General features: G+C 71.3%; 17 protein-coding genes and 2 pseudogenes. 10 read left to right on the top strand and 9 right to left on the bottom strand.

The window, feature by feature from the left end:
- Positions 1-4: 4 nt before the first annotated feature.
- Positions 5-778 carry a protocatechuate 3,4-dioxygenase subunit beta gene (gene pcaH / locus ACQUQD_RS06960; RefSeq protein ID WP_428951074.1) on the bottom strand — a complete coding sequence of 258 codons (774 nt, stop codon included), beginning with the start codon at positions 776-778 and terminating at the stop codon, positions 5-7.
- A 149-nt stretch (positions 779-927) separates the two neighbouring features.
- On the opposite strand from pcaH, the gene ACQUQD_RS06955 reads away from it, so the two are divergent.
- Positions 928-1,395, top strand: coding sequence for a MarR family winged helix-turn-helix transcriptional regulator (locus tag ACQUQD_RS06955; protein ID WP_428951073.1), 468 nt, complete (start codon positions 928-930; stop codon positions 1,393-1,395).
- 29 nt (positions 1,396-1,424) lie between these two features.
- Here the strand turns inward: ACQUQD_RS06955 and ACQUQD_RS06950 are convergent, their stop codons facing one another.
- Both ACQUQD_RS06950 and ACQUQD_RS06945 read right to left on the bottom strand, forming a co-directional pair.
- On the bottom strand, positions 1,425-2,342 hold the full coding sequence (locus tag ACQUQD_RS06950) for a DUF3048 domain-containing protein (RefSeq protein WP_428951072.1): 918 nt from the start codon (positions 2,340-2,342) through the stop codon (positions 1,425-1,427).
- Between the two features lie 61 nt (positions 2,343-2,403).
- A complete protein-coding gene (locus ACQUQD_RS06945) occupies positions 2,404-3,465 on the bottom strand; it encodes an ATP-dependent DNA ligase (RefSeq protein WP_428951071.1) in 1,062 nt (353 codons plus the stop codon).
- A gap of 73 nt (positions 3,466-3,538) precedes the next feature.
- Between ACQUQD_RS06945 and ligD the strand changes: the two genes are divergently transcribed.
- Entirely contained in the window at positions 3,539-4,570 is a 1,032-nt protein-coding gene (ligD, locus tag ACQUQD_RS06940; RefSeq protein WP_428951070.1) for a non-homologous end-joining DNA ligase, read from the top strand.
- A gap of 27 nt (positions 4,571-4,597) precedes the next feature.
- Here ligD and ACQUQD_RS06935 read toward each other — a convergent pair whose 3' ends face one another.
- Positions 4,598-6,823, bottom strand: coding sequence for an OmpL47-type beta-barrel domain-containing protein (locus ACQUQD_RS06935; RefSeq protein ID WP_428951069.1), 2,226 nt, complete (start codon positions 6,821-6,823; stop codon positions 4,598-4,600).
- Between the two features lie 4 nt (positions 6,824-6,827).
- The gene (locus ACQUQD_RS06930; protein ID WP_428951068.1) at positions 6,828-9,338 is read right to left on the bottom strand and encodes a ThuA domain-containing protein; all 2,511 of its coding nucleotides are present in this window, start codon (positions 9,336-9,338) and stop codon (positions 6,828-6,830) included.
- A 260-nt stretch (positions 9,339-9,598) separates the two neighbouring features.
- Between ACQUQD_RS06930 and ACQUQD_RS06925 the strand changes: the two genes are divergently transcribed.
- Positions 9,599-10,543, top strand: coding sequence for a multicopper oxidase domain-containing protein (locus ACQUQD_RS06925; protein WP_428957472.1), 945 nt, complete (start codon positions 9,599-9,601; stop codon positions 10,541-10,543).
- A 19-nt stretch (positions 10,544-10,562) separates the two neighbouring features.
- Here the strand turns inward: ACQUQD_RS06925 and ACQUQD_RS06920 are convergent.
- Positions 10,563-10,812: pseudogene (locus ACQUQD_RS06920) on the bottom strand (IclR family transcriptional regulator domain-containing protein); the annotation flags it as partial.
- Between ACQUQD_RS06920 and ACQUQD_RS06915 the strand changes: the two are divergent.
- Positions 10,809-11,237, top strand: a pseudogene (locus ACQUQD_RS06915) (LLM class flavin-dependent oxidoreductase); the annotation flags it as partial. The pseudogenes ACQUQD_RS06920 and ACQUQD_RS06915 overlap by 4 nt on opposite strands.
- Positions 11,238-11,367: 130 nt before the next feature.
- The gene (locus tag ACQUQD_RS06910; protein ID WP_428951067.1) at positions 11,368-12,957 is read left to right on the top strand and encodes a GMC family oxidoreductase; all 1,590 of its coding nucleotides are present in this window, start codon (positions 11,368-11,370) and stop codon (positions 12,955-12,957) included.
- 21 nt (positions 12,958-12,978) lie between these two features.
- Here the strand turns inward: ACQUQD_RS06910 and ACQUQD_RS06905 are convergent, their stop codons facing one another.
- Entirely contained in the window at positions 12,979-14,199 is a 1,221-nt protein-coding gene (locus ACQUQD_RS06905; protein ID WP_428951065.1) for a glycoside hydrolase family 64 protein, read from the bottom strand.
- Positions 14,200-14,445: 246 nt separating this feature from the next.
- Between ACQUQD_RS06905 and ACQUQD_RS06900 the strand changes: the two genes are divergently transcribed.
- Together ACQUQD_RS06900 and ACQUQD_RS06895 are read left to right on the top strand one after the other, a co-directional pair.
- On the top strand, positions 14,446-15,237 hold the full coding sequence (locus ACQUQD_RS06900) for a VOC family protein (protein WP_428951064.1): 792 nt from the start codon (positions 14,446-14,448) through the stop codon (positions 15,235-15,237).
- A gap of 84 nt (positions 15,238-15,321) precedes the next feature.
- On the top strand, positions 15,322-15,564 hold the full coding sequence (locus ACQUQD_RS06895) for a WhiB family transcriptional regulator (RefSeq protein WP_428951063.1): 243 nt from the start codon (positions 15,322-15,324) through the stop codon (positions 15,562-15,564).
- On the opposite strand, the gene ACQUQD_RS06890 is transcribed toward ACQUQD_RS06895, so the two are convergent.
- The gene (locus tag ACQUQD_RS06890) at positions 15,551-16,396 is read right to left on the bottom strand and encodes a hypothetical protein (protein ID WP_428951062.1); all 846 of its coding nucleotides are present in this window, start codon (positions 16,394-16,396) and stop codon (positions 15,551-15,553) included. The genes ACQUQD_RS06895 and ACQUQD_RS06890 overlap by 14 nt on opposite strands.
- The gene (locus tag ACQUQD_RS06885) at positions 16,326-18,443 is read right to left on the bottom strand and encodes a hypothetical protein (RefSeq protein ID WP_428951061.1); all 2,118 of its coding nucleotides are present in this window, start codon (positions 18,441-18,443) and stop codon (positions 16,326-16,328) included. The genes ACQUQD_RS06890 and ACQUQD_RS06885 overlap by 71 nt, the downstream gene beginning before the upstream one ends.
- 167 nt (positions 18,444-18,610) lie before the next feature.
- On the opposite strand from ACQUQD_RS06885, the gene ACQUQD_RS06880 reads away from it, so the two are divergent.
- The 3 genes from ACQUQD_RS06880 to ACQUQD_RS06870 are packed head-to-tail and all read left to right on the top strand — an operon-like array spanning position 18,611 to position 21,035.
- Positions 18,611-19,156, top strand: coding sequence for a hypothetical protein (locus tag ACQUQD_RS06880; protein ID WP_428951060.1), 546 nt, complete (start codon positions 18,611-18,613; stop codon positions 19,154-19,156).
- Positions 19,157-19,158: 2 nt separating this feature from the next.
- Positions 19,159-20,370 carry a sensor histidine kinase gene (locus ACQUQD_RS06875; RefSeq protein WP_428951059.1) on the top strand — a complete coding sequence of 404 codons (1,212 nt, stop codon included), beginning with the start codon at positions 19,159-19,161 and terminating at the stop codon, positions 20,368-20,370.
- Entirely contained in the window at positions 20,367-21,035 is a 669-nt protein-coding gene (locus ACQUQD_RS06870) for a response regulator (RefSeq protein ID WP_428951058.1), read from the top strand. The genes ACQUQD_RS06875 and ACQUQD_RS06870 overlap by 4 nt, the downstream gene beginning before the upstream one ends.
- The last annotated feature ends 18 nt before the right edge of the window (positions 21,036-21,053 follow it).

Here is a 21,053-nt window from a genome sequence, read left to right as displayed (position 1 = left end):
TCGCTCAGCGCCCTTCTTCGATCCAGGTGGCCCGCGGGCCGTCGAGCACGATGTCCCAGTGGTAGCCCATCGAGAACTCCGGCACGGACAGGCTGTGGTCGTACGTCGCGACCAGGCGCCCGCGCGCGGCGTCGTCGGTGACGGACTGGATGATCGGGTCGTACGGGAACAGCGGATCGCTCGGGAAGTACATCTGCGTCACGAGCCGCTGGGTGAACGCCGAGCCGAACATCGAGAAGTGGATGTGCGCCGGACGCCAGGCGTTGACGTGATTGCGCCACGGGTAGGGGCCCGGCTGGATCGTGGTGAAGTGGTAGCGGCCCTCGGCATCCGTCAACGTGCGGCCCACCCCGGTGAAGTTGGGGTCGAGCGGGGCGTCGTGCTGCTCGCGCTGGTGGGCGTAGCGGCCCGCCGAATTGGCCTGCCAGACCTCGACGAGCTGGCCGCGCACCGGCCGGCCGTCCCGGTCGAGGAGCCGGCCCGAGACGGTGATGCGCTCGCCGATCGGTTCGCCGTGGTGCTGCCGCGTGAGGTCGCTGTCGATCTCCGTGATGTCGCGTTCGCCGAAGGCGGGGGAGGCCAGCTCCACCAGCTCCGGGTCCTTCGACACGTCGATGGCGACCAGGGGCCGGGTGGGGTGGCGCAGCAGCGACGAGCGGTAGGGGGCGTAGTCGCGGCGCGGATGGTGCTCCACGGGGCCACCCCCGCGGACCCGCTTCTCGTACGCGGCGTGCTCGGCCGCTATCTCCGCGTCGATGTCCTGCTGGGTGAGTGTCATGCCGACCTTGTCCATGCGTCCGGTGTCCGTCTCCAGAAACTACTCAGCGCACTGAGTATTTTTCGAACGGGCCTCACGTTGCCACCAGGCAAGTTGACCGTCAAGGGGTCTAAGATTCCTCAGTACACCTACGTAATCGGAGGACCGTGATGGCCGCGGTGGACCTGACCACCCACCCCGGGCACCTCGCCCGGCGACTCCAGCAGGCGCACTACCTGCTGTGGAACACGATGGTCTCGGAGGAGATCACGTCACCGCAGTTCGCCGTCCTCAACACCCTGGTGGCCGAGCCGGGCCTGGACCAGCGCACCGTCGGTGAACGCGTCGGCCTCGATCGGTCCACGATCGCCGAGGTGATCACCCGCCTCACCCGGCGCGAGCTGGTCGACCGGACGCGCGACCCGGAGGACGGCCGCCGACGGCTGCTCAGGCTGACGCCCGAGGGGCTGCGCACGCACAAGAAGCTGACCGTGCGCACCGCGCGGATGAACCAGATCTTCCTGGCCCCGCTGAGCGCCGAGGAGCAGGGGGTCTTCTTCGATCTGATCCAGCGGGTCGCCGACGCGGCGGAGGGCCTGCGCGACCCGGCGGACCCGCTCGCGGCGCCGCACGCCTGACGGGCACCCACGGCCCGCCCGCCGCCGCGCTACTTCTTCGCGAACACCACCCACACCTGCCCCGGCGCGAATGCCAGCGGCTGCCCGTCCGCCGTGAAGGCGGTGCCCTCACCCGCGCTCGGCCGCTGCCACCGCGCGTCGTACGCCCGTCCGTCCCGCAGTACCACGGCCCGCCCCGAGCCGACGGTGCGCGACAGCGGTGACGTGCTGCCGAACTTGTCGTGGAACCGGGACGCCAGAACGTCGACGTACTGCACGACCACTGTCGCCGCGGCGAGCCGCTCCCCGCCGGCCGTCACGGCCGCGCGCCCGTCCATGCCCACCAGCCAGCGCCGTCGGCCCGCCGACCAGTCGAAGGTGAACCGGGCCGCGGGGAAGCGCACCGTCCACGCCGTCTCGGGCCGGCCGCCGCCCGGCACCCCGGTGGCGAACCGGAAGCCGGCCGCCTGCCCCGCGCCCGCCCCCGACGTCGGCCGGCCCAGCCTGGCGGGGCGCAGGTAGAGGTTGTGCGGGGCGGGCTTCCCGCCGCCCCGGAAGTACGCGCCGGAGTGCTCGCCCTGCGGCATCGCGCGCAGCGGCGCCGCGTCGATCAGCGGCTGCAGCTTTCCCTGGGCGCCCGAGTACGCGAGCGTCGGCCGGTCGAACTGCCGCAGCAGCTCCAGATCGGTCTCCCGCGCGCTGCGCACCGGCCCCACGACATCCGGCACGTGCGATCCGAACACCGCCATCAGCCGGCTGAGCCCGCCCTCGACCTGCTCGGCGTACACGATGTCGGCGTCCTCGATGCCGGTCTGCGGCCTCGCGGCACCCACGTTGTCGATCTTCACGGCGAGCAGGGCGGTGTCGCGCCGTGCCGGGGAACCGTTGCCGTCGGGGTCACAGGCCGCCGCGAGCACCCCGAGCGCACCGGCGACGAACCCACGCCTGCGTATTCCGTTCGCGTCCACGGGTCCTGCATACCCCTCGGACGCGCACCCCAAGTGCGGCGCGCGCGCTCCGGCGGACCGCTCAGCGCAGCACGTCCGCCAGGTCGAACCTCATGGGCTCCTCCAACTGCGCGTACGTACAGCTCGCGGGGGCCCGGTCCGGGCGCCAGCGCCGGAAGCGGGCCGTGTGCCGGAAGCGCGCCCCGTTCTCCATGTGCTCGTACGCCACCTCGGCCACCCGCTCCGGGCGCAGCGCCACCCAGGACAGGTCCTTCTTGCCGGTCCAGCGGCTGGTCGCGCCCGGCATCCGGGACTTCTCGTGCGCCGCCTCGTCCGACCAGGCGGCCCAGGGATGGCCCTCGGCGGACTCCATGCGCAGCGGCTCCAGCTCGGCGATCAGTTCCGTGCGCCGCTTCATCGTGAAGGCCGCGCAGACCCCGACGTGCTGCAACGTGCCCGCGTCGTCGTACAGGCCGAGCAGCAGCGAGCCGACGACCGGGCCGCTCTTGTGGAAGCGGTACCCGGCGACCACGCAGTCCGCGGTCCGCTCGTGCTTGACCTTGATCATGAGGCGTTCGTCCTGCCGGTAGCGCAGGTCGAGGGGTTTGGCCACGACGCCGTCCAGTCCCGCGCCCTCGTACTGCTCGAACCAGTCGGCCGCGAGCGCGGCATCGGTCGTCGCGGGGGCCACGTGCACCGGTGCCGAGGCGTCCGCGAGGGCCTCCTCCAGGCGCCGCCTGCGCTCGGTCAGCGGCCGGTCGACCAGCGACTCGTCGCCGAGGGCCAGCACGTCGAACGCCACGAACGACGCGGGCGTGCGCTCGGCCAGGGTCCGCACGCGCGACGCGGCCGGATGGATCCGCTCGGTGAGCGCGTCGAAGTCGAGCCGCCCGTCCCGCGCGATCACGATCTCCCCGTCGAGCACGCACCGCTGGGGCAGCCGCTCGGAGAGCGCCGCCACCAGCTCGGGAAAGTACCTGGTCAGCGACTTGGTGGAGCGGCTGCCCAGCTCGATCTCCGTGCCGTCCCGGAACACGATCGCCCGGAAGCCGTCCCACTTCGCCTCGTAGTGCATCCCGGCGGGGATCCGGGCGGCGGACTTGGCGAGCATCGGGCGGACCGGCGGCATCACGGGAAGATCCATGCACCGATTCTGTCGCTTATGCCAGCTTATCGCCCGGTATGCGCCGTACGTCCCTTCGGCCTAGCGTAGGCGCATGGGCAGCAAGGGTGCGGCAGTGGAGCTGGAAGCGGGCGGGCGGACGGTGCGTCTGTCCAGCCCCGACAAGGTGTTCTTCCCCGACGGGGGAACGGTCCGGTACACCAAGCTGGACCTCGCGAACTACTTCCTCGCCGTGGGCGACGGCATCCTGCGCGCCCTGCGCGACCGCCCCACCACCCTGGAGCGCTACCCCGACGGCGTCACCGGCGAGTCCTTCTACCAGAAGCGGGCCCCCAAGAACCTGCCCGACTGGATCCCCACCGCCACCATCACCTTCCCCTCGGGCCGCACCGCCGACGAGATGTGCCCCACCGAGGTCGCCGCCGTGATCTGGGCCGCCCAATACGGCACCCTCACCTTCCACCCCTGGCCGGTGCGCCGCGCCGACCCGGACCACCCCGACGAACTCCGCATCGACCTCGATCCGCAGCCCGGCACCGACTACGCCGACGCCGTGCACGCCGCCCGGGAACTGCGGTCCGTCCTGCACGACTTCGGCGGTCTGCGCGGCTGGCCCAAGACCTCCGGCGGACGCGGGCTGCACGTCTTCGTGCCCATCGAGCCGCGCTGGACCTTCGTCGAGGTGCGCCGTGCCGCCATCGCCTGCGGCCGTGAACTGGAGCGCCGCATGCCGGGGTCGGTCACCACGGCCTGGTGGAAGGAGGAGCGCGGTGAGCGCATCTTCGTCGACTACAACCAGACGGCCCGGGACCGGACCATCGCCTCCGCCTATTCGGTCCGCGCCCGCCCGCACGCGCCCGTCTCCGCCCCGCTCACCTGGGACGAGCTCGGCGACGCGCTGCCCCGCGACTTCGACATCGTCACCATGCCCAAGCGGTACGCCGAACTCGGCGACGTGCACGCCGGGATGGACGAGGAGCGGCACTCCTTGGAGGCGCTCCTCGAACTCGCCGACAAGGACGAGAGGGACCGGGGCCTGGGCGATCTGCCGTACCCGCCCGAGTACCCGAAGATGCCGGGCGAGCCCAAGCGGGTACAGCCGAGCCGGGCCAGACACGAGGACTGACCCGGCTCGACCCAACTCACCTGTGTTTTAGGGGAGTTCCTTCACGCGGATGTCCCGGTAGGAGATCACGTCCGACGTGCTGTGCACCTGGAGCCCGACGTAGCCGGAGGAGTAGCGCCGGCCGTCCGTGCCCGGGTCGTCGCCCCGCGGCGGCTCGAAGACCTGGCCACCGGTGTTGTCGAACTCGTTGATCAGCACACCGTTGCGGTAGATCGAGAAGTGCTGGTCCACCACCTTGATCTCGTAGTCGTTCCACGTGCCCTTCTGGGTGACGCCCGCTCCCGCGAGGCCGACCCGGTCGAAGCCGTAGACCGAACCGGTCTTGTACATGTCGCCGTCGGGACGGTCGAGCACCTGGATCTCGTGCCCGTACTTGATGGCGACCCACTCCGGGTTCGGCTCCTCGGGGTTGTCGTGCACCCACGGGAAGCGCACGAACACACCGCCGTTGGCGTTGCCCGTGCCCGGCGCGTCGTCACGCCACTGCAGCTTCAGCGAGAAGTTCCCGTACTTGCGCTGCGGGAACCACAGCATCCCCATGCCGTCGACGTCCGTACGACTGGTGATCGAACCGTCGGCGTTCAGCGCGAACTTCCCGCCGCCGACCTGCTCCCACTTGGCGAACTGCTCCTGCGTGCCGTCCAGGATCTTGGTGTAGCCCTCGGTCTGGCCGGGCTTTCCGATCGGGGACGCCTTCGCCGCCTTGTTGATCTTGTTGTACTCGCGCTGGTCGACGACGCCTTCCTTCAGGAGCTTGTCGGTGACCGTCTTCACGTGCTTCACGAAGAGCGCGTGCGACGTCCACTCCTTCTCGTCCTCGATCAACTCGCCGATCCGGCACCGGTTGTTGGTGACCCGGTTCGGGATGCCCGTGTCCGTCGTGCCCACGAACACCGTGGCACGCTCGTCGAGCTCCGGGCAGTTGGGCGCCGGGACCCCGCCGCCCGAGGCGACCGCGAACACGAACGTCTGCGCCGCGGCGGCGTTGCCCGCCTTGTCGCTCGCCCGGTACGCCACCGAGTGGGCGCCCACCCGGTCCACCACCACGGGGGCGGTGTACGCGAGGTAGGGGCCGCCGTCGAGGGAGTACTCGACCTTGTCGACACCGGAGTCGTCGTCCGTCGCCGTCAGCGTCAGCTTCGCGGAGTTGATGTAGGCGCCGTCGGAGTTCTTGTCCCCGGCGACCGCGAGGGACACCGTCGGCGGCGTCGTGTCCTGGGCGGGCGGCGCGACCACCGTGAAGTCGACGGACTTCTCGGCGGCGGCGTTCCCCGCCTTGTCCGCGGCCCGGTAACGCACCTTGTAGGTGCCCGGGTCGTGGACCATCACCGGCGCGGTGTACGGCTGCCAGGCGCCGTCCGCACCGACCGCGTACTCGACGGTGTTCACCCCGGAACCGGTGTCCGAGGCGGAGACCGTCACCGTGGCCATGCCGACGTAGGCGCCGGACTCGTCCTTGTCGCCGGTCACCGTCGCCGAGGTCTCCGGCGGCGTCTGGTCGTCCGTCGGCGGCGCCACCACCGTGAAGTCCAGGGACTTCTCGGCGGCCGCGTTGCCCGCCTTGTCGGTCGCCTTGTACTTCAGGGTGTGCGTGCCGACCTGGTCGACGACCACCGGCGCCGTGTACGGCGTGTAGGCACCGTCGTCCAGGGCGTACTCGATCTTGTCGACGCCGGAGCCGTCGTCGGTCGCGGTGACCGACACGGACGCGGACCCGACGAACGCGCCGTCGGCGTTCGTCTGCCCCTCGGCCTTCGCCGAGGTCTCCGGAGCGGTCGTGTCGTCACCGCCGCCGCCGTCCGTCACCACCAGGATCCCCTGCATGCTGCTGTGGCCGGGGATCGTGCAGTGGTAGCGGTAGCGCCCGGGGGAGAGGGTGACCTCGGCCGTGTGCTTGCCGCCCTGGTCGTCGTTCGGGTTGGCCAGGATGTTCAGCGGCACGTCGTTGTTGTACTCGGGGTCCGACACGTCGAACGTCAGCGTGTGCGGCATCCCCATGGTGTTGCCGGTCGCCGTGCTGTTCTCGAAGACGATCGTCGCCTTGCCGGCGACCGCCGTCGTCGGCGCCGACGCGTACTTCGTGATGTCGTCGCCGGCCGTCCAGGTCAGCACCTGGTCGGCCGCCGCCTCGGGCGCCGGCGCCGCCGTCGCCGCGGGCAGCGCGCCGAGCCCGAGGCACATCAGCAGGGCGGCGAGCAGCGCCGTGAGGAGTCTGTGTCTGCGGACGGGGCGCATGATTCGCGTAGGTCGCATGGGATCAGCCCTTCCTGGCCAGCTGATCGGCCGCCGGGGTCGCCTCGCCGCCGGTGTACGTGACCTTCCACAGCGCCGACTTGCTGTCGGAGGTGAAGAAGCCACGGCCGTAGTCGAGGACGTACAGGGCACCGTCGGGACCGAACTTCCAGTCCATGAGGTTCTTGATGCCGTCGTTGCCGATCGGAATGATCTTCTTCAGCGACTCCGAGTGGACCGGTACCGATCCGTCGCCGTGCGTCTTCGGGTCGGTGAGGACCGCGTTGCGCGGCTGGTCGGAGTCGTAGAAGTCACCGACGAACCACTTCCCGTCCCAGTAGCTCGGCCACTTGTCCGCGTTCGCGATCGACGCGTCGTAGCGGTAGACGGGACCGTCCATCGCGGCCTGGCCGCCGCCCTTCAGCCACGGCAGCAGGTACTTGGCCTCCTCCTTCTTGTACGAGGGGACACCCTTGGCGTCGCGCGGATAGTCGGGCGCCCCGCCCTGCGGCGAGTACCAGATGTTGTTCCCGGTGACCGGCGGCAGGTTGACGAGACCGTCGTTGTTCGGCGACTCGTTCTTCGGGTGGTCGCAGTCGTACCAGCCCAGCGGCTTCGTCGGGTCCGGCAGATTGCGGTCGCGGTAGGGCTGCTTGTTGCCCATGCAGTACGGCCAGCCGCGGTTGGACGCCTTGGTGATGACGGCGAACTGGTCGTACTTGGCCGGACCCCAGGTCGTCGACGGCTCACCGGCGTCCGGGCCGACCCAGCCCGCGTACAGGGTGTCGGTCTTCTTGTCGATCGAGATGCGCGCCGGATTGCGGACACCCATCACATAGATCTCGCCGCGCGTCTTGCCGCCGCCCTCGGCCGTCTCCTTGCCGGTGAAGAGGTTCCCCTCCGGCAGGGTGTACGTCCCGTCGGCCTCCGGGTGGATCCGCAGGATCTTCCCGTTGAGGTTGTTGGTGTTGCCGGCGGTGCGGCGCGCGTCGGCGAACGAGACGCCCTTGTAGTTCGGCTGCGGGTTGTTGCCCGAGTAACCGTCGCTGAACTGCGAGGAGTTGTTGTCACCGGTCGCGATGTAGAGATTGCCCTTCGAGTCCCAGGCCATCCCGCCACCCGCGTGGCAGCAACTGTGCACCTGCACCGGCCACTTGAGCAGCACCTTCTCGCTGCTCAGGTCCAGCTTGTTCGTGGCGAGGTCGAGCGTGAAGCGGGAGACGCGCCGCTCGGCGAGCTGCTTGTCCCGGTCGAGCTGCGCGTGCGGCGTGTAGTGCAGGTACACCCACCCGTTCTGCTCGAACCTCGGGTCCAGCTCGATCCCGAGCAGGCCCTCCTCGACCTTGATCAGCTCGTCGCCGCCGCCTTTGTTGCCGAAGACGGTCAACTCCCCTGCGAGAGTAACCTTCTTGGTCTTCGGGTCGTAGACGTGGACCTGCCCCTTGCCCTTGCCGACGTCCGGGTCGTTCCAGTCGGTGACCACGGGCTGGGAGGAGTCCGCGCCGCCGCGGCCGATGTAGAGCACCCGGCCGTCGGGAGCGGTGACGAGCCCGTGCGGCTCGCCGATCTGGTCGTTCTGCCCGGCCTGGTTGGGCTGGGTGAGGCGCTCGGCCTTGTAGTTGGCGTTGATCGCGGCCTTGCAGTCGGCGCGCACGATCCGCGTCGTCCACAGCAGCGCCCCGCGCAGATGGTCGCGGAAGTCCGCCTCGTCGAACGACGACACGGTCCCGCCCATCCCGGTGTAGAAGGAGCGGCCGCCGTCGTAGTCGCGGCACCACGAGACCGGGTGGTCGGCGCCGTTCGCGCTCTCGCCCGGCTTGTACGTGGACTCGTTGACCCGGGCCACCGTGTGCACGTCGCCGGACGGGTTCTTCGTCCAGTTCAGCCACTGGTCGGGCCGCTTCCACTGCACCGGCAGGTCCTTCGTCGCCGGATGCTGCCGGTCGCCGACCTCGACGGTGGCCCGCTGTACGGAGGCGGGCGACGAGGCGGCCGGACGGGCCCCGATCAGACCGGTGAACCAGTCCGAGTACGGCTCGGCGCGCGCCGCGTCATGAATGCCGACGAACCCGCCGCCGGCCTCCATGTACGTCTCCAGGCCCGCTTCCTGATCGGGGTCGAGGACGTCGCCCCCGCCGGTCAGGAACACGACGGAGTTGAAACGGCCCAGCTTGGTGCCGTTCGTGAACACGGACGCGTCATCGGTCGCCTGGATCGTGAAGCGCTGCCCGGCCGCGCCGGACTGGCCGATCTTCTCGATCGCCTCGATGCCCGCGTTCACCAGGGGCGACTCGTCACCCCCGGCCGCGGACCCGTAGAACACCAGGACCCGCACATTGGCGCCGCCGGGCGGCGACTTGACGGACATCGTTGTCAGCGGCTCCGGGGCCGGCCGCGCGCTGGCGGCGGGCCCGCTCAGCAGCCCGGCGGCCACGACACCCGCGGCGACACCGGCCGCCCAGATCCGGCCGCGTCTGCTTCTGCTCGCTCTGAACTCTCGTACGGGCAACGGCTCTTGATGCGGTAACCGCCGCATGTGTTCACCCACCCCTCGTCGGACACAGCAACAGCGCGGTGAAAGCTAGACCTCTTTGCGCGGCACGCCAATAGGTATGACCGCGATTCCACAAACTTTGTCCTGAGTGTGGATAAACGAAGATCACGTGGCTACCGTGCTCAGCGCGACGTGAAAGCTCGTACGAGGCTGGGGAGTTGGCCGTGACGACGGAACACGATGAACTGCACGACGAGCCGAACCGGGCGAGCGAGCGGGACAGGCGCGCGCTGAGCCGGCGCATGCTGATCGGCGGCGCGGTGGCGGCGACGGCCGGGGTGACATCGTTGTCGCTCGCGGCGGCGGCACCGCAGGCCGCCGGCGCCGACACCCCGCCGCGCACCGCGCCCGCGGGCGGCGAGGTCAAGCACATCACGATGTACGCGGAGAAGCTCGCGGACGGCCAGCTCGGCTACGGCTTCGAGAAGGGCAAGGCGTCGATCCCCGGCCCGCTCATCGAGCTCAACGAGGGCGACACCCTGCACATCGAGTTCGAGAACCTGACGGACGTCGACGCGAGCCTGCACGTCCACGGCATGGACTACGAGATCTCCAGCGACGGCACGCGGATGAACCGCAGCCACGTCGAACCCGGCGGCACCCGCACCTACACCTGGCGCACCCACGCGCCGGGCCGCCGCAAGGACGGCACGTGGCGCCCGGGTACCGCGGGCTACTGGCACTACCACGACCACGTCGTCGGCACGGACCACGGCACGGGCGGGATCCGGAAGGGCCTCTACGGCCCGGTGATCGTGCGCCGCAAGGGCGACATCCTGCCCGACCCCGGCAAGACGTTCACCATCGTCTTCAACGACATGACGATCAACAACAAGGCGGCCCACGAAGCCCCGAACTTCGAGGCCACGGTGGGCGACCGGGTCGAGATCGTGATGATCACGCACGGCGAGTACTACCACACGTTCCACATGCACGGTCACCGCTGGGCGGACAACCGCACGGGCATGCTCACCGGCCCCGACGACCCGTCCCAGGTCCTCGACAACAAGATCTGCGGCCCGGCGGACTCGTTCGGGTTCCAGTTCATCGCGGGGGAGGGCGTCGGGGCCGGGGCCTGGATGTACCACTGCCATGTCCAGAGCCATTCCGACATGGGGATGGCGGGGCTGTTCCTGGTGAAGAAGGCGGACGGGTCGATCCCGCCGTACGACGCGCCGCATCACTGACGGCCGCCGGTCCGGTACGTCACGTCCCTTCGGGCCGCTCGCCCGGAGGCAGCAGCAGGACCTCCAGGGGCCCGGGCGCACGCCCGGGCCCTCTCCAGGAACCACGGCACGCGCGCGTCGGGGATCAGCTCCGGGGTCGCCCGCACCGCGAGGGCGAACCGGGCGTGGGCCGCCCGGTCGAGGACCGGCACCGCGAGGGTGCGCACGCCGTGTGCGGACTCGCCGTCGTTCAGGGCATGACCCGCTTCCCGTACACGAGCCAACGTACGGCCGCACCCTGCGGATCGGACTGCGCCTGCACCTCATCGTCCGGGACACCGAGGACCGGGCGTGGGCCGCCGCCGACCGTCTCCTCGACGTCACGAGCTAGGCGACGTACGCCCGGCAGCCGGGCGACCGCGCGGGCGAGGACGGCGTCGGCTGGCAGCGCCAGTTCCGCCAGCACGGCGGGAGGGTCCCCGCTCGGGCCCGGGAACCGGAGGCCCATCCCAACCTCTGGCCCGGCATGAGCCTGTTCCGCCCCGGCCCCGGCACGGACGTCGTCGGATCCACCGCGCAAGTCGTCGCCTGTCTGGAGGAGTTCAGGTCTCTGGGCGTCGACACCGTCATCCTGTCCGGCAATCCGCTCCTGGAGGAGGCGTACCGGGTGGCGGAGACCGTGCTGCCCGCGCTGGGGGTGGGCAGGCCCCGCTGACCGGCTGACCCGCCCGGAGATCGTCCGGCCCTCACTCACCCCGCACCCCTGCGTGTGTACGGCCGCCCCCGCCCGGGTGTAGACCATCGATGACACCTGTACGCGCCAACGAGTCGTCGAAGGAGCCGAGTTGAGCAAGGACCGCACGTACGACTACGTCATCGTCGGGGCCGGGTCCGCCGGATGTGTGCTGGCCGGGCGGCTGAGCGAGGATCCGTCCGTCCGGGTCGCGCTCGTCGAGTCCGGGCCGCGCGACCGCAAGCCGGAGATCCGGATACCGGCCGCGTTCCCGAAGCTGTTCAGGACGCCGTACGACTGGGACTACGCCACGACCGGGCAAAGCGCCCTGAACGAGAGGGAGTTGTACTGGCCGCGGGGGCACATGCTCGGCGGCTCGTCGTCCCTGAACGCCATGATGTGGGTGCGCGGACACCGCGACGACTACGACGCGTGGGGCGAGGCCGCCGGACCCGAATGGTCCCACGACGCGTTCGTGCGGTACTTCCAGCGCGCCGAACGGTGGGCCGGCGCCCGGCACGAGAAGTCCGTGTACGGCACGCTCGGCCCCCTGCACATCTCCCCGCCCCGCCACCCGAACCCCACCACCCACGCCTTCCTGGACGCCTGCCGCGCCCAGGGCCTGCGCGATCTCGGGGAGCTGAACCAGCCGGACCACGGCGGCTTCGCCCTCACACCGGTCAACCAGCACCGCGGCCGCCGCTGGAGCGCCGCCGACGGATACCTCAGGCCCGCCGCGCGCCGCCCCAACCTCGACATCCACACCGGCGCCCGTGTGACCCGGATCGACTTCGACGGCGTCCGCGCCGCGGGTGTGGTCGCCGACGGGGTGTCCGCCGGGGCGCTGCGCGCCACCCGTGAGGTGATCCTCGCCGCGGGTGCCATCGGCTCGCCGCACCTGCTGCAACAGGCGGGCATCGGCGACCCGGACGCCCTCACCGCCGCCGGCATCGACCCGCTCGTCGCCTCGCCCGACGTGGGCCGGCACCTCCAGGACCACCTCTCCTACGCGGTCACCGTCCGCTGCCCGCGCCCCGTCACCCTCACCGGCGCCGACACGCCCGCCAACATCGCCCGCTTCCTGCTCCGGGGCCGCGGACCGCTCACCTCGAACGTGGGCGAGGCCGTCGCCTTCATCCGGACACGGCCCGAACTCGCCGCCCCCGACATCGAGGTGGTCTACGCGCCCGTCCCGTTCGTCGACCACGGGCTGACCCCGCCGACCGAGCACGGCATCACCCTCGGCGTGGTCCTCCTCCAGCCGCACAGCGCGGGCCGCATCACACCGACGGGACCCGGCGCCGCCCGCCCCCGCATCGACCCGGACTACCTGGCCCACGAGGACGATCTGCGCACGCTGGTCGCGGGCGTGCGCAGGGCCGAGGAACTGCTGGCGGACGCCGCGCTGCGCCCGCTGCACTCCGCGCCCATGGCCGGGTACCCGGGTGTCGTCGACGACGAGACGCTCGTCCGCTCGATCCGGGCCCACGCCGAGACCCTCTACCACCCCGTCGGCACCTGCCGGATGGGCGCCGACGAGGGCTCCGTCACCGATCCGCGGCTGCGGGTCCGCGGCACCGAGGCGCTGCGCGTCGTCGACGCCTCCGTCATGCCGCGCATCACCCGGGGCCATACGCACGCGCCGACCGTCGCCCTCGCGGAGAAGGCCGTGGAGCTGATCCGCGAGGACGCCGGCGCATGACGCGTGGTGCGAGGGGACCGGTCAGGAACCGACGCTCACCGTGAAGCGGCGCGGGTTGCCGTCATTGGCCGCGCCCGACACGTCCGGCTCCCCGTCGGGGCGGACGTCGTCGTACGGGAAGGCGTACCCGATGGGCGAGTTGGCGTGCACGATGCGCGACCAGTGGTTCGTCGTGGCGTCCGTGTAGTAGTCGCCGGACCCGGCGCCGTTCGGCTGCTCGGGGTGGGTGAGCATGATGCTGCGGTTGAATCCGGCGGCGAGGCGGGCCAGCAGGCCCTTCTTGTCGTCGGAGTCGGCCGGGTTGTTGGTGAACGGGCCGTGGTTGCAGGTGAAGATGTCCTTCGAGGCGGGCTTGGTGAAGGTGTGCCCGCCGTTGAAGGTCAGGGTGTCGCCGCTGACCCGGCCGGTGAACACGCCGCGGCCGCCCTGCAGGTCGATCTTCAGGTCGGTCGAGCGGTACTTGTCCCAGACCTGGTCGATGTAGCCGTTCCACACGTCGCGGAACGGCATCTCGTCGGGCCGGTCGAAGTACGGCGCCATCAGGTTCTGCGGCGAGATGACGCGCAGCACCTTGCCGTCGCCGCCCTTGATGACGAGCTTGTCCCAGGGCTGCCCGTCCTTGGCGGCCTGGGCGGCCAGATCCGCGGCGATCTTGTCGACGGCGCCGTCCGGCAGCGGGGCGACGGTGTGGGTCGTGTCGCCCTCCAGGGTCAGCCCGATCGGCAGGGCCGTCACCAGGTCGACGTAGCTGATGTTGGCGTACAACTGCTCGGTGTTGAAGGTGAATTCGCAGAACGACCAGGTCTTGCCGTAGTTCGCGTCGGTGGGGGTCGCGAAGGCCGGCTCGACGAGACCCGGGCCGGGGTTCAGGAAGAAGTCCAGCGTGTCGTCGCGGACGAAGTAGACGCGCGCGCCGTACATCTGAGGCAGCGTCACGACCTTGGGAGCGGACCCCGCCGGGTTCAGCGGGATGGCGCAGTCGACGGGCAGCGGCGTCTGCGGGGCGCTCGGCGACTCGGGGCGGTAGACACTGCCGTCGGCGCGCAGCAGCACCCAGTTGCCGGAGGACTGCTCGTGGCCGGTGACGTACGCGCGCACGGTCCCGGACAACGACTTGTTCTCCAGGGCCAGTTCACAGGTGGCGGGCGCGGCGCCCGCGGTCCAGGCGGGAACGGACAGGGAGGCGGCGGCCGTTGCGACGGTCGCCCCGGCGCCGGCGAGGAACATCCTGCGCGATATCACGATCGCACTCCTGAAATGTGGGGGGTGAGTGGGGTGCCCCACTGTGGCGAGAGGGATGAGGAGCGTCAAGACTTATGACGGGGAGCGCTCCCACAGATTGTTTGCCTTCAAAAGTTGAAGATGGATCGTATACGGCCCATTGGTCCGTACCTTGCCTGGTCAGCGCGGTGCGACGGCGCTTGTCAGTGGGTGGTGGAAGACTCGGCGGTCCAAGGAAGAAAATCCCTCGACGAGGAGGGCGGGACCATGATCACCACGGACTTCGTGACCGGTTCGCCGAACTGGATGGACCTCGGCACCCCCGATCTGGACGGTGCGATCTCCTTCTACGGAGGCGTCTTCGGCTGGCGGTTCCGGTCCGCGGGCCCGGACGCCGGCGGGTACGGGATGTTCCAGCTCGACGGGAGGACGGTGGCGGGCGCCATGACCGTCACCCCCGACCAGGGAGGTCCCGCCTGGTCGGTCTACTTCCAGAGCGCGGACGCGGACGCCACCGCCAAGGCGGTCGAGCAGGCCGGCGGCGCCGTGCTCTTCCGCCCGATGGACGTCATGGACCAGGGCCGCATGGCCATCCTCGCCGACCCGGCGGGCGCCGCCTTCGGCATCTGGCAGCCGGGGGTGAACAAGGGGCTCGACCACGTCACCGAGGACGGCGGGCTGAACTGGGTGGAGCTGTACACCCCCGACGTGGCCGCGGCGAAGGACTTCTACGGAGCGGTGTTCGGCTGGGGCGCGTTCGACGTGGAGTTCCCCGGGGGCACGTACACGACGGTCAGCCCCGCGGGCACGGACGAGAACGGGATGTTCGGCGGTGTCGTCCCGCTGGACAGCGACCCGGCCGAGGCGGGTGCCGGCCCGCACTGGACGCCGTACCTCCACGTCCCGGACGTCGACGCCACGGCAGGCAAGGTCCAGGAGCTGGGCGGCACGGTCCGCTCCGCGCCGGTCAGCCTCCCCGGAGTGGGCCGGATCGCGAAGCTCGCGGACCCGTACGGGGCGGGCTTCGCGGTGATCAAGGGCGACCCGGAGCAGCAGTAGTTCCGCGGCGGGCGGCGCCGCCCGGCGAGCCGCGTTGATCGCGCGTTGATCAATCGTTTTTCGCCGGGCGGCACCATCTCCGCCATGCACGCGAACACGACCTTCACGCCCGTCGGCCCCAGCTGGCAGGACCAGGCCCTGTGCGCCCAGACCGGCGGCGACTTCTTCTTCCCCGAGCCGGGCAGCTCCGTCCGCGAGGCCAAGCTGATCTGCCGCATGTGCGAGATCCGCCCGGCCTGCCTGGAGTACGCCCTGTCCCACGACGAGCGCTTCGGCGTCTGGGGCGGCCTCTCCGAGAAGGAGCGCCACCAGCTCAGGCGTACGTGACCACGAACTCCCTTGTCCCCGCGGGCACATGGACGTCGTCGCCGAAGCCGGTCACGTCCAGGTCCCGCCCGTCCGCGACGGCCGACCGCACCGTCCCGAAGCGGCACGGGTACACGAACCGCACCCCGTCCGGCGCCGCCCCGATCCGCACGGTCACCAGCCGTGCCGCCGCATCGTGCGTCAGCCGGTACCCGAGGGGCTGCCCGAACAGGGTCGGCGCGTCCTCGACCGCCACGTGCTGCCCGTCCGGCATCCAGTGCGGCCGGACCCCCGGGGCGATGTACAGATGCGGGTCCCGGTCCTCGTCCGCCTCGAAGAACAGGATGTCGCGGACGAGCAGCAGATACTCGGCGGCGGCCCAGCCGTGCGGGATGTCGCCCATGTACCAGTGCCGGCCGGGTACGTCGCGGAAGTCCGAGGCGACCGGGAAGGCGTGCTGCTCGTTCCACGCGCCCAGCGCCACCGCCCGGTCCTGGAGGTGCGGGAACGCCGCGTCCACCACCCAGCCGAGCAGCGCGTCGGCCCGCTCCGGATTCCCGGCCAGCAGATATGCGTGCGCCAACTGCGTGGTCAGATAGGGACCGTACGCGTTCCAGGCCGCCTCGTGCCGGAATCCGCCGGTCACGAAGTGCGCGTACATCGTGTCGAGCGTGCAGCGCGCGGCCCGGTCGATGTCGTCGCCCAGCTTGCTGCCCATGTGCAGCCGCAGCGGATGGAAGTACGCCGCCGCGCCGATCATCGTCGAGTCGAGCCGCCCCACGTCACCGGGCCCCGTCGGCAGGTACGTCTCCCAGGCCCCGCGCCGTCGCTGCTCGGCCAGGACCCAGCGCATCGAGGCGACGGTGGCGGCCTTCAAGTCGTCGAAGGCGCTCCATAGTTCGGCCACCTCCGGCGCGCCGAGCCGCTCGGCGAGCCGCGCCGCCTCGTAGAGCCCGGCCAGCCCCCACAGGTCGTCCCAGTAGTGCGGTTTGTCCCGCTCGCCGAGGTGCTCGGCGCTCCACCCGCTGTGCAGCAGGCCGAACCCGTCCCGGTTGTCGCGCAGCCACCGCGCCCCGTCGACCACGTACGGGCTGTAGAGCTTCGCGCCGAACGCCGCGGCCCGCCCGGCGGTCCGGTCGAACCGTCCGATCGCCCACAGCGCCTGCCCGTTGCTGTCCCACTCGCGGTCGTCCTTCTCGTGCGGCCCGCCGAAGAACCCATACTCCGCACACGGCCCGATCCGCCCGCCGCCGCGGTTGAACCCGCATCGAGGCGACGGTGGCGGCCTTCAAGTCGTCGAAGGCGCTCCATAGTTCGGCCACCTCCGGCGCGCCGAGCCGCTCGGCGAGCCGCGCCGCCTCGTAGAGCCCGGCCAGCCCCCACAGGTCGTCCCAGTAGTGCGGTTTGTCCCGCTCGCCGAGGTGCTCGGCGCTCCACCCGCTGTGCAGCAGGCCGAACCCGTCCCGGTTGTCGCGCAGCCACCGCGCCCCGTCGACCACGTACGGGCTGTAGAGCTTCGCGCCGAACGCCGCGGCCCGCCCGGCGGTCCGGTCGAACCGTCCGATCGCCCACAGCGCCTGCCCGTTGCTGTCCCACTCGCGGTCGTCCTTCTCGTGCGGCCCGCCGAAGAACCCATACTCCGCACACGGCCCGATCCGCCCGCCGCCGCGGTTGAACCGCAGCGGATAGTGCGTCCCCAACTGGTGCGCGGCCAGGGCGGAATCACCGACCAGCGAGCACGCCGTCGCCTCCACGGACGAGTCCCTGATCCAGAACGAGTCGTACACCGTCGGCCCCGGATGGATCTCGCCGAGGTCGGACAGGATCAGCAGCTCGGACCGCGCCTGCCGGAACAGATCCGTCAAGTGGGAAACCGGGCGCGGCAGTTCGGGCTGCAGTCCCTGCCGCAGCAGCTTTCCCGTCCAGAACTCCCGGTTGGCGGTCTCCAGGACGTCGGCCGGGGTCGCGCGCAGCTCGGCCAGGTCGTCGGGCCCGCTGTACAGGTCGACGGGCAGCCGCACGTCGACCTCCACCAGCTCGTCCTCCACCACCCGGTACGGCCACGCGAACACGGCGCTGCACAGCCCCGCCACCTGGTCCTGCGCCTCGGCCGCCCCGTTCAGCTTCCCGCCCATCACCAGGTCGCGGAACGGACTGTGGTGCACGTACACGTCCGGATCCTGGCTGAAGTCCGGATTGCCGTACACGCCGAACTGCTCGGGCGGCGTCTCGAAGACGGGCCCCCAGCCGCTGTTCGTCTCGACCCGCAGCTCACCGGGCAGATACCGCAGGAACGTCAGGCGCCGGTCGGTGATCTCCCGCCCGTTGCGGTCGTGGCGCTGGAAGCCGCTCGGCCCGGCCGGCATCAGCGCCGCGCACACCAGCCCCTCCCGGGCCTGCCCCGTCGGCGATCCCACGGTCAGCCGCGTCACGACCGCGTCCCGCTGCCGGGCCCCGACCGGCACGGCGAAGGTCCGCTGCACGAACTCGACACCGTCGACGGTGCGGAACGTCGTCAGCACCACGGGCAGATGCGGCGCCTCCATGCGCTGTGCCACCGCCCCGCCGTCCGTCAGCTGCGGCAGGTGCAGCGCGCCCGTCGCCGGGTCGAACAGGAAGAACGACAGGCAGTACTTGTCGTAGACCGGCTCGATCTCCCCGGCCTGCCCGACCAGGGACTCCTGCCGGTGATCCTTCACCCCGACCATGGCCCAGTACCGGTACAGCGCGTTCGAGGCGAACGCCGCCTCCTTGGAGTCGTACGCCCCCGCGTCGAAGTCGTCGCTCCACCGCCGGAACGCCTGCTGCGCCCACCACGGCACCGGATACGGCACCTGGGCCCGCCCGGCCCAGCTGCGCCACATGACCTCGTAGAACATCCACTCGTGCGTCTGCGCCATGGAGTTCACCCCCTGCTCGCACCGTGGCACCGTCGCGGCGGCCCCGCCAGGGTCCGTTCCCGTCCGTGGCGGGGTGGAGGGTGGACCGCGGTCCGGCGGTCATCTCCACCCCGGGTTCCACCCATGGGTCCAGGTGCCGAAGGCCCTGCCGCAGCAGGCTTGGGGGCATGACAACGACTGAGTGGATCACCGACATCGCCCTTCTCCTCGTCGTCTTCCGGCAGCTGCGGGAAGGCCGCCTGGACCTCAGGACCTTCCTCGTCCCGCTGGGGATCGTGGCCTTCGTGGCCTACTCGTACCTCGACACCGTCCCCACCGCGGGCAACGACCTGGTGCTGATCGGGACCCTGACGGCCGTCGGAGCCGCGCTCGGCATCGCCGGCGGCGTCCACACCCGGATCCGGCCCGCCGGCGGGCACCTGCTGATCAAGGCCGGCGCGGTCTCGGCGGCCCTGTGGGTGCTCGGCATGGGCGCCCGGATGGGGTTCCAGCTGTGGGTCGAGCACGCCGGCGGAGCCGACGACGTCGCCCGGTTCAGCATCACGCACCACATCACCGGTGATCAGGCCTGGGTCGCGGCGTTCGTCCTGATGGCGCTCACCGAGGTGGTCACGCGGCTCGCCACGATCCTCGTCCGCAGCCGCAGGGTGGCCCGCGCGCTCCCGGCGGAGGCGGCCGCGCCCACCGCGCCGGTCCTCGACCGCACCGCCTGACCGTGCGTTATCGTCTGGCCGTGCCCGCAACCGAGTCCGCCCCGCCGTCCGGGGCGGCCCTGCCCCAGGGGGCCGGCCCGCGGCCGGTTCCCGGTCGTGACCCCCGGGTGCAGTGGGTCCTGAGCCTCGCGGTCGTCGTCGTCGGGATCGTGACCATCCGGCCGATGGGCTTCAGCGGCCGCGGCCTCGCGGTCACCGCCCTCTTCGTGGTCAACAGCGTGGCCCTGCTGGCCCGGGCCCTGCCCGAGGCCCGGGTCTCCCAGCGGGCCGCCGTGGTCTGGCTGACCGCGGGGGTCGTCGCGGCGGCCGCGCTGATCGGCGTCAGCCGCAGCGGAACGGGTTATCTGTTCGCCTTCTTCCTCGCCGGCCACATCGGCTACCGGCTCGCCGCCAAACCGGCCCTCGTCCTCGCGCTGACCTGCAGCCTGCTGTGCGGGGGCGTCCTGTACTTCCGCCTCGGCCCGGGCCACCACCTGCTGCCCTGGGCCCTCGGCCTCGCCACCGGCGCCCCCGTCCTGGTCGGGATCGTCAACCGTGGCCGGCAGCGGGCGATCCAGGCGGCGATCTCCGCGGCCGAGTCCGCCGAGCGGGCCGCCCGCGCCGAGGCCCAGGCCGCCGTGCTGACCGAGCGCAGCCGGATCGCCCGGGACGTGCACGACGTCCTGGCCCACTCGCTGGCCGGGATCAACATGCAGCTGGAGCTGGCCGACGCCCTTCTCGACACCGGCGACCTGGACAAGGTCCGCGAGGCCAACGACAAGGCCCACAGCATGGTCAAGGAGAGCCTGAAGCAGGCCCAGTGGACCGTGCACGCCCTGCGCGAGGACGCCCTGCCGCTGCTGGACAGCCTGACCGCGATGCTCGAATCGTCCGGCCACCACGACGTGCTCACCGTCACCGGGGCCGTGCGCGAGGTACCGGCCCGGGTGACCCAGAACCTGCTGCGGATCGCCCAGGAGTCACTGACCAACGCGGCCCGGCACGCGCCCGGCGCGGAGGTCGCCGTGGAGCTGACGTTCACCGCCGCGTCGACCACCCTGAGGATCCGCAACCGCCCCGCCGTGCGGGCGGTGACGGCGGGTGTCGGCAGCGGCATGGGACTGATCGGAATGCGCGAACGCGTCGCCCTGCTGGGCGGGACCATCACCGCGGGGCCGGTCACCGAGGGACCGGACCAGGGCGGCTGGCAGGTGGAGGCAGTGATCCCGGGATGAGTGAACAGACCGAGCAGCACACGCAGTTGAGGGTGGTCGTCGCCGACGACCAGGCCGCCGTCCGGGAGCCGCTCGCCGCGGTGCTCGGGCTGTCCGAGGGCATCGACGTGGTCGCGGCCGCCGCGGACGGCACCGAGGTGCTGGCCGCGGTCGCCGGTGCCGGGCCGGTGGACGTCGTGCTGATGGACCTGCGCATGCCCGTCATGGACGGGATCGAGGCGACCGGCCGGCTGAGCGAGGAACACCCGGAGGTGGCCGTGGTCGTCCTGACCACGTTCGCCGACGACGACTCGATCCTGGCCGCGCTGGGCGCCGGCGCCCGCGGCTATCTGACGAAGAACGCCGGGCGCCAGGACATCGTCCGGGCCATCCGCGCGGCCGCGGCCGGGCAGTCCGTGCTCGACCGCGAGGTCCAGGACCGGCTGCTCGCCACGGTCCGGACCAAGCCGCCGGCGCCGGACCGGTCACTGCCGCGGGACATCACGCCCCGCGAGCGCGAGGTGCTCACCCTGATCGGCCAGGGCCTGCCGAACAGGGCCATCGCCGAGAAGCTGTTCATCAGCGAGGCCACGGTCAAGACCCACATCAACAACCTGTTCGCCAAGGCCGGCATCCGGGACCGGGCGGACGCCGTGCGCCGCGCCATCTCGGCGGGACTCGCCTGACGGCACCTGTCGTCCGGA

This window comes from Streptomyces sp. cg35 (assembly GCF_050410835.1).
Taxonomy (GTDB): domain Bacteria; phylum Actinomycetota; class Actinomycetes; order Streptomycetales; family Streptomycetaceae; genus Streptomyces.
The sequence above is the reverse complement of the archived record's forward strand: the minus strand, read 5'-3'. Positions and strand labels throughout refer to the sequence as shown.

Excerpts from the sequence above, each read along its gene's own strand:
- ACQUQD_RS06890 (WP_428951062.1), bottom strand. The coding sequence starts at position 16,396 with ATGCGCTGGGTCCTGGCCGAGCAGCGACGGCGCGGGGCCTGGGAGACG.
- ACQUQD_RS06945 (WP_428951071.1), bottom strand. The coding sequence starts at position 3,465 with ATGGATCTTCCCGTGATGCCGCCGGTCCGCCCGATGCTCGCCAAGTCC.
- ACQUQD_RS06925 (WP_428957472.1), top strand. The coding sequence starts at position 9,599 with ATGCTGATCGGCGGCGCGGTGGCGGCGACGGCCGGGGTGACATCGTTG.
- ACQUQD_RS06955 (WP_428951073.1), top strand. The coding sequence starts at position 928 with ATGGCCGCGGTGGACCTGACCACCCACCCCGGGCACCTCGCCCGGCGA.
- ACQUQD_RS06880 (WP_428951060.1), top strand. The coding sequence starts at position 18,611 with ATGACAACGACTGAGTGGATCACCGACATCGCCCTTCTCCTCGTCGTC.
- ACQUQD_RS06885 (WP_428951061.1), bottom strand. The coding sequence starts at position 18,443 with ATGGCGCAGACGCACGAGTGGATGTTCTACGAGGTCATGTGGCGCAGC.
- pcaH (WP_428951074.1), bottom strand. The coding sequence starts at position 778 with ATGACACTCACCCAGCAGGACATCGACGCGGAGATAGCGGCCGAGCAC.
- ligD (WP_428951070.1), top strand. The coding sequence starts at position 3,539 with ATGGGCAGCAAGGGTGCGGCAGTGGAGCTGGAAGCGGGCGGGCGGACG.
- ACQUQD_RS06935 (WP_428951069.1), bottom strand. The coding sequence starts at position 6,823 with ATGCGACCTACGCGAATCATGCGCCCCGTCCGCAGACACAGACTCCTC.
- ACQUQD_RS06930 (WP_428951068.1), bottom strand. The coding sequence starts at position 9,338 with ATGCGGCGGTTACCGCATCAAGAGCCGTTGCCCGTACGAGAGTTCAGA.
- ACQUQD_RS06900 (WP_428951064.1), top strand. The coding sequence starts at position 14,446 with ATGATCACCACGGACTTCGTGACCGGTTCGCCGAACTGGATGGACCTC.
- ACQUQD_RS06870 (WP_428951058.1), top strand. The coding sequence starts at position 20,367 with ATGAGTGAACAGACCGAGCAGCACACGCAGTTGAGGGTGGTCGTCGCC.
- ACQUQD_RS06895 (WP_428951063.1), top strand. The coding sequence starts at position 15,322 with ATGCACGCGAACACGACCTTCACGCCCGTCGGCCCCAGCTGGCAGGAC.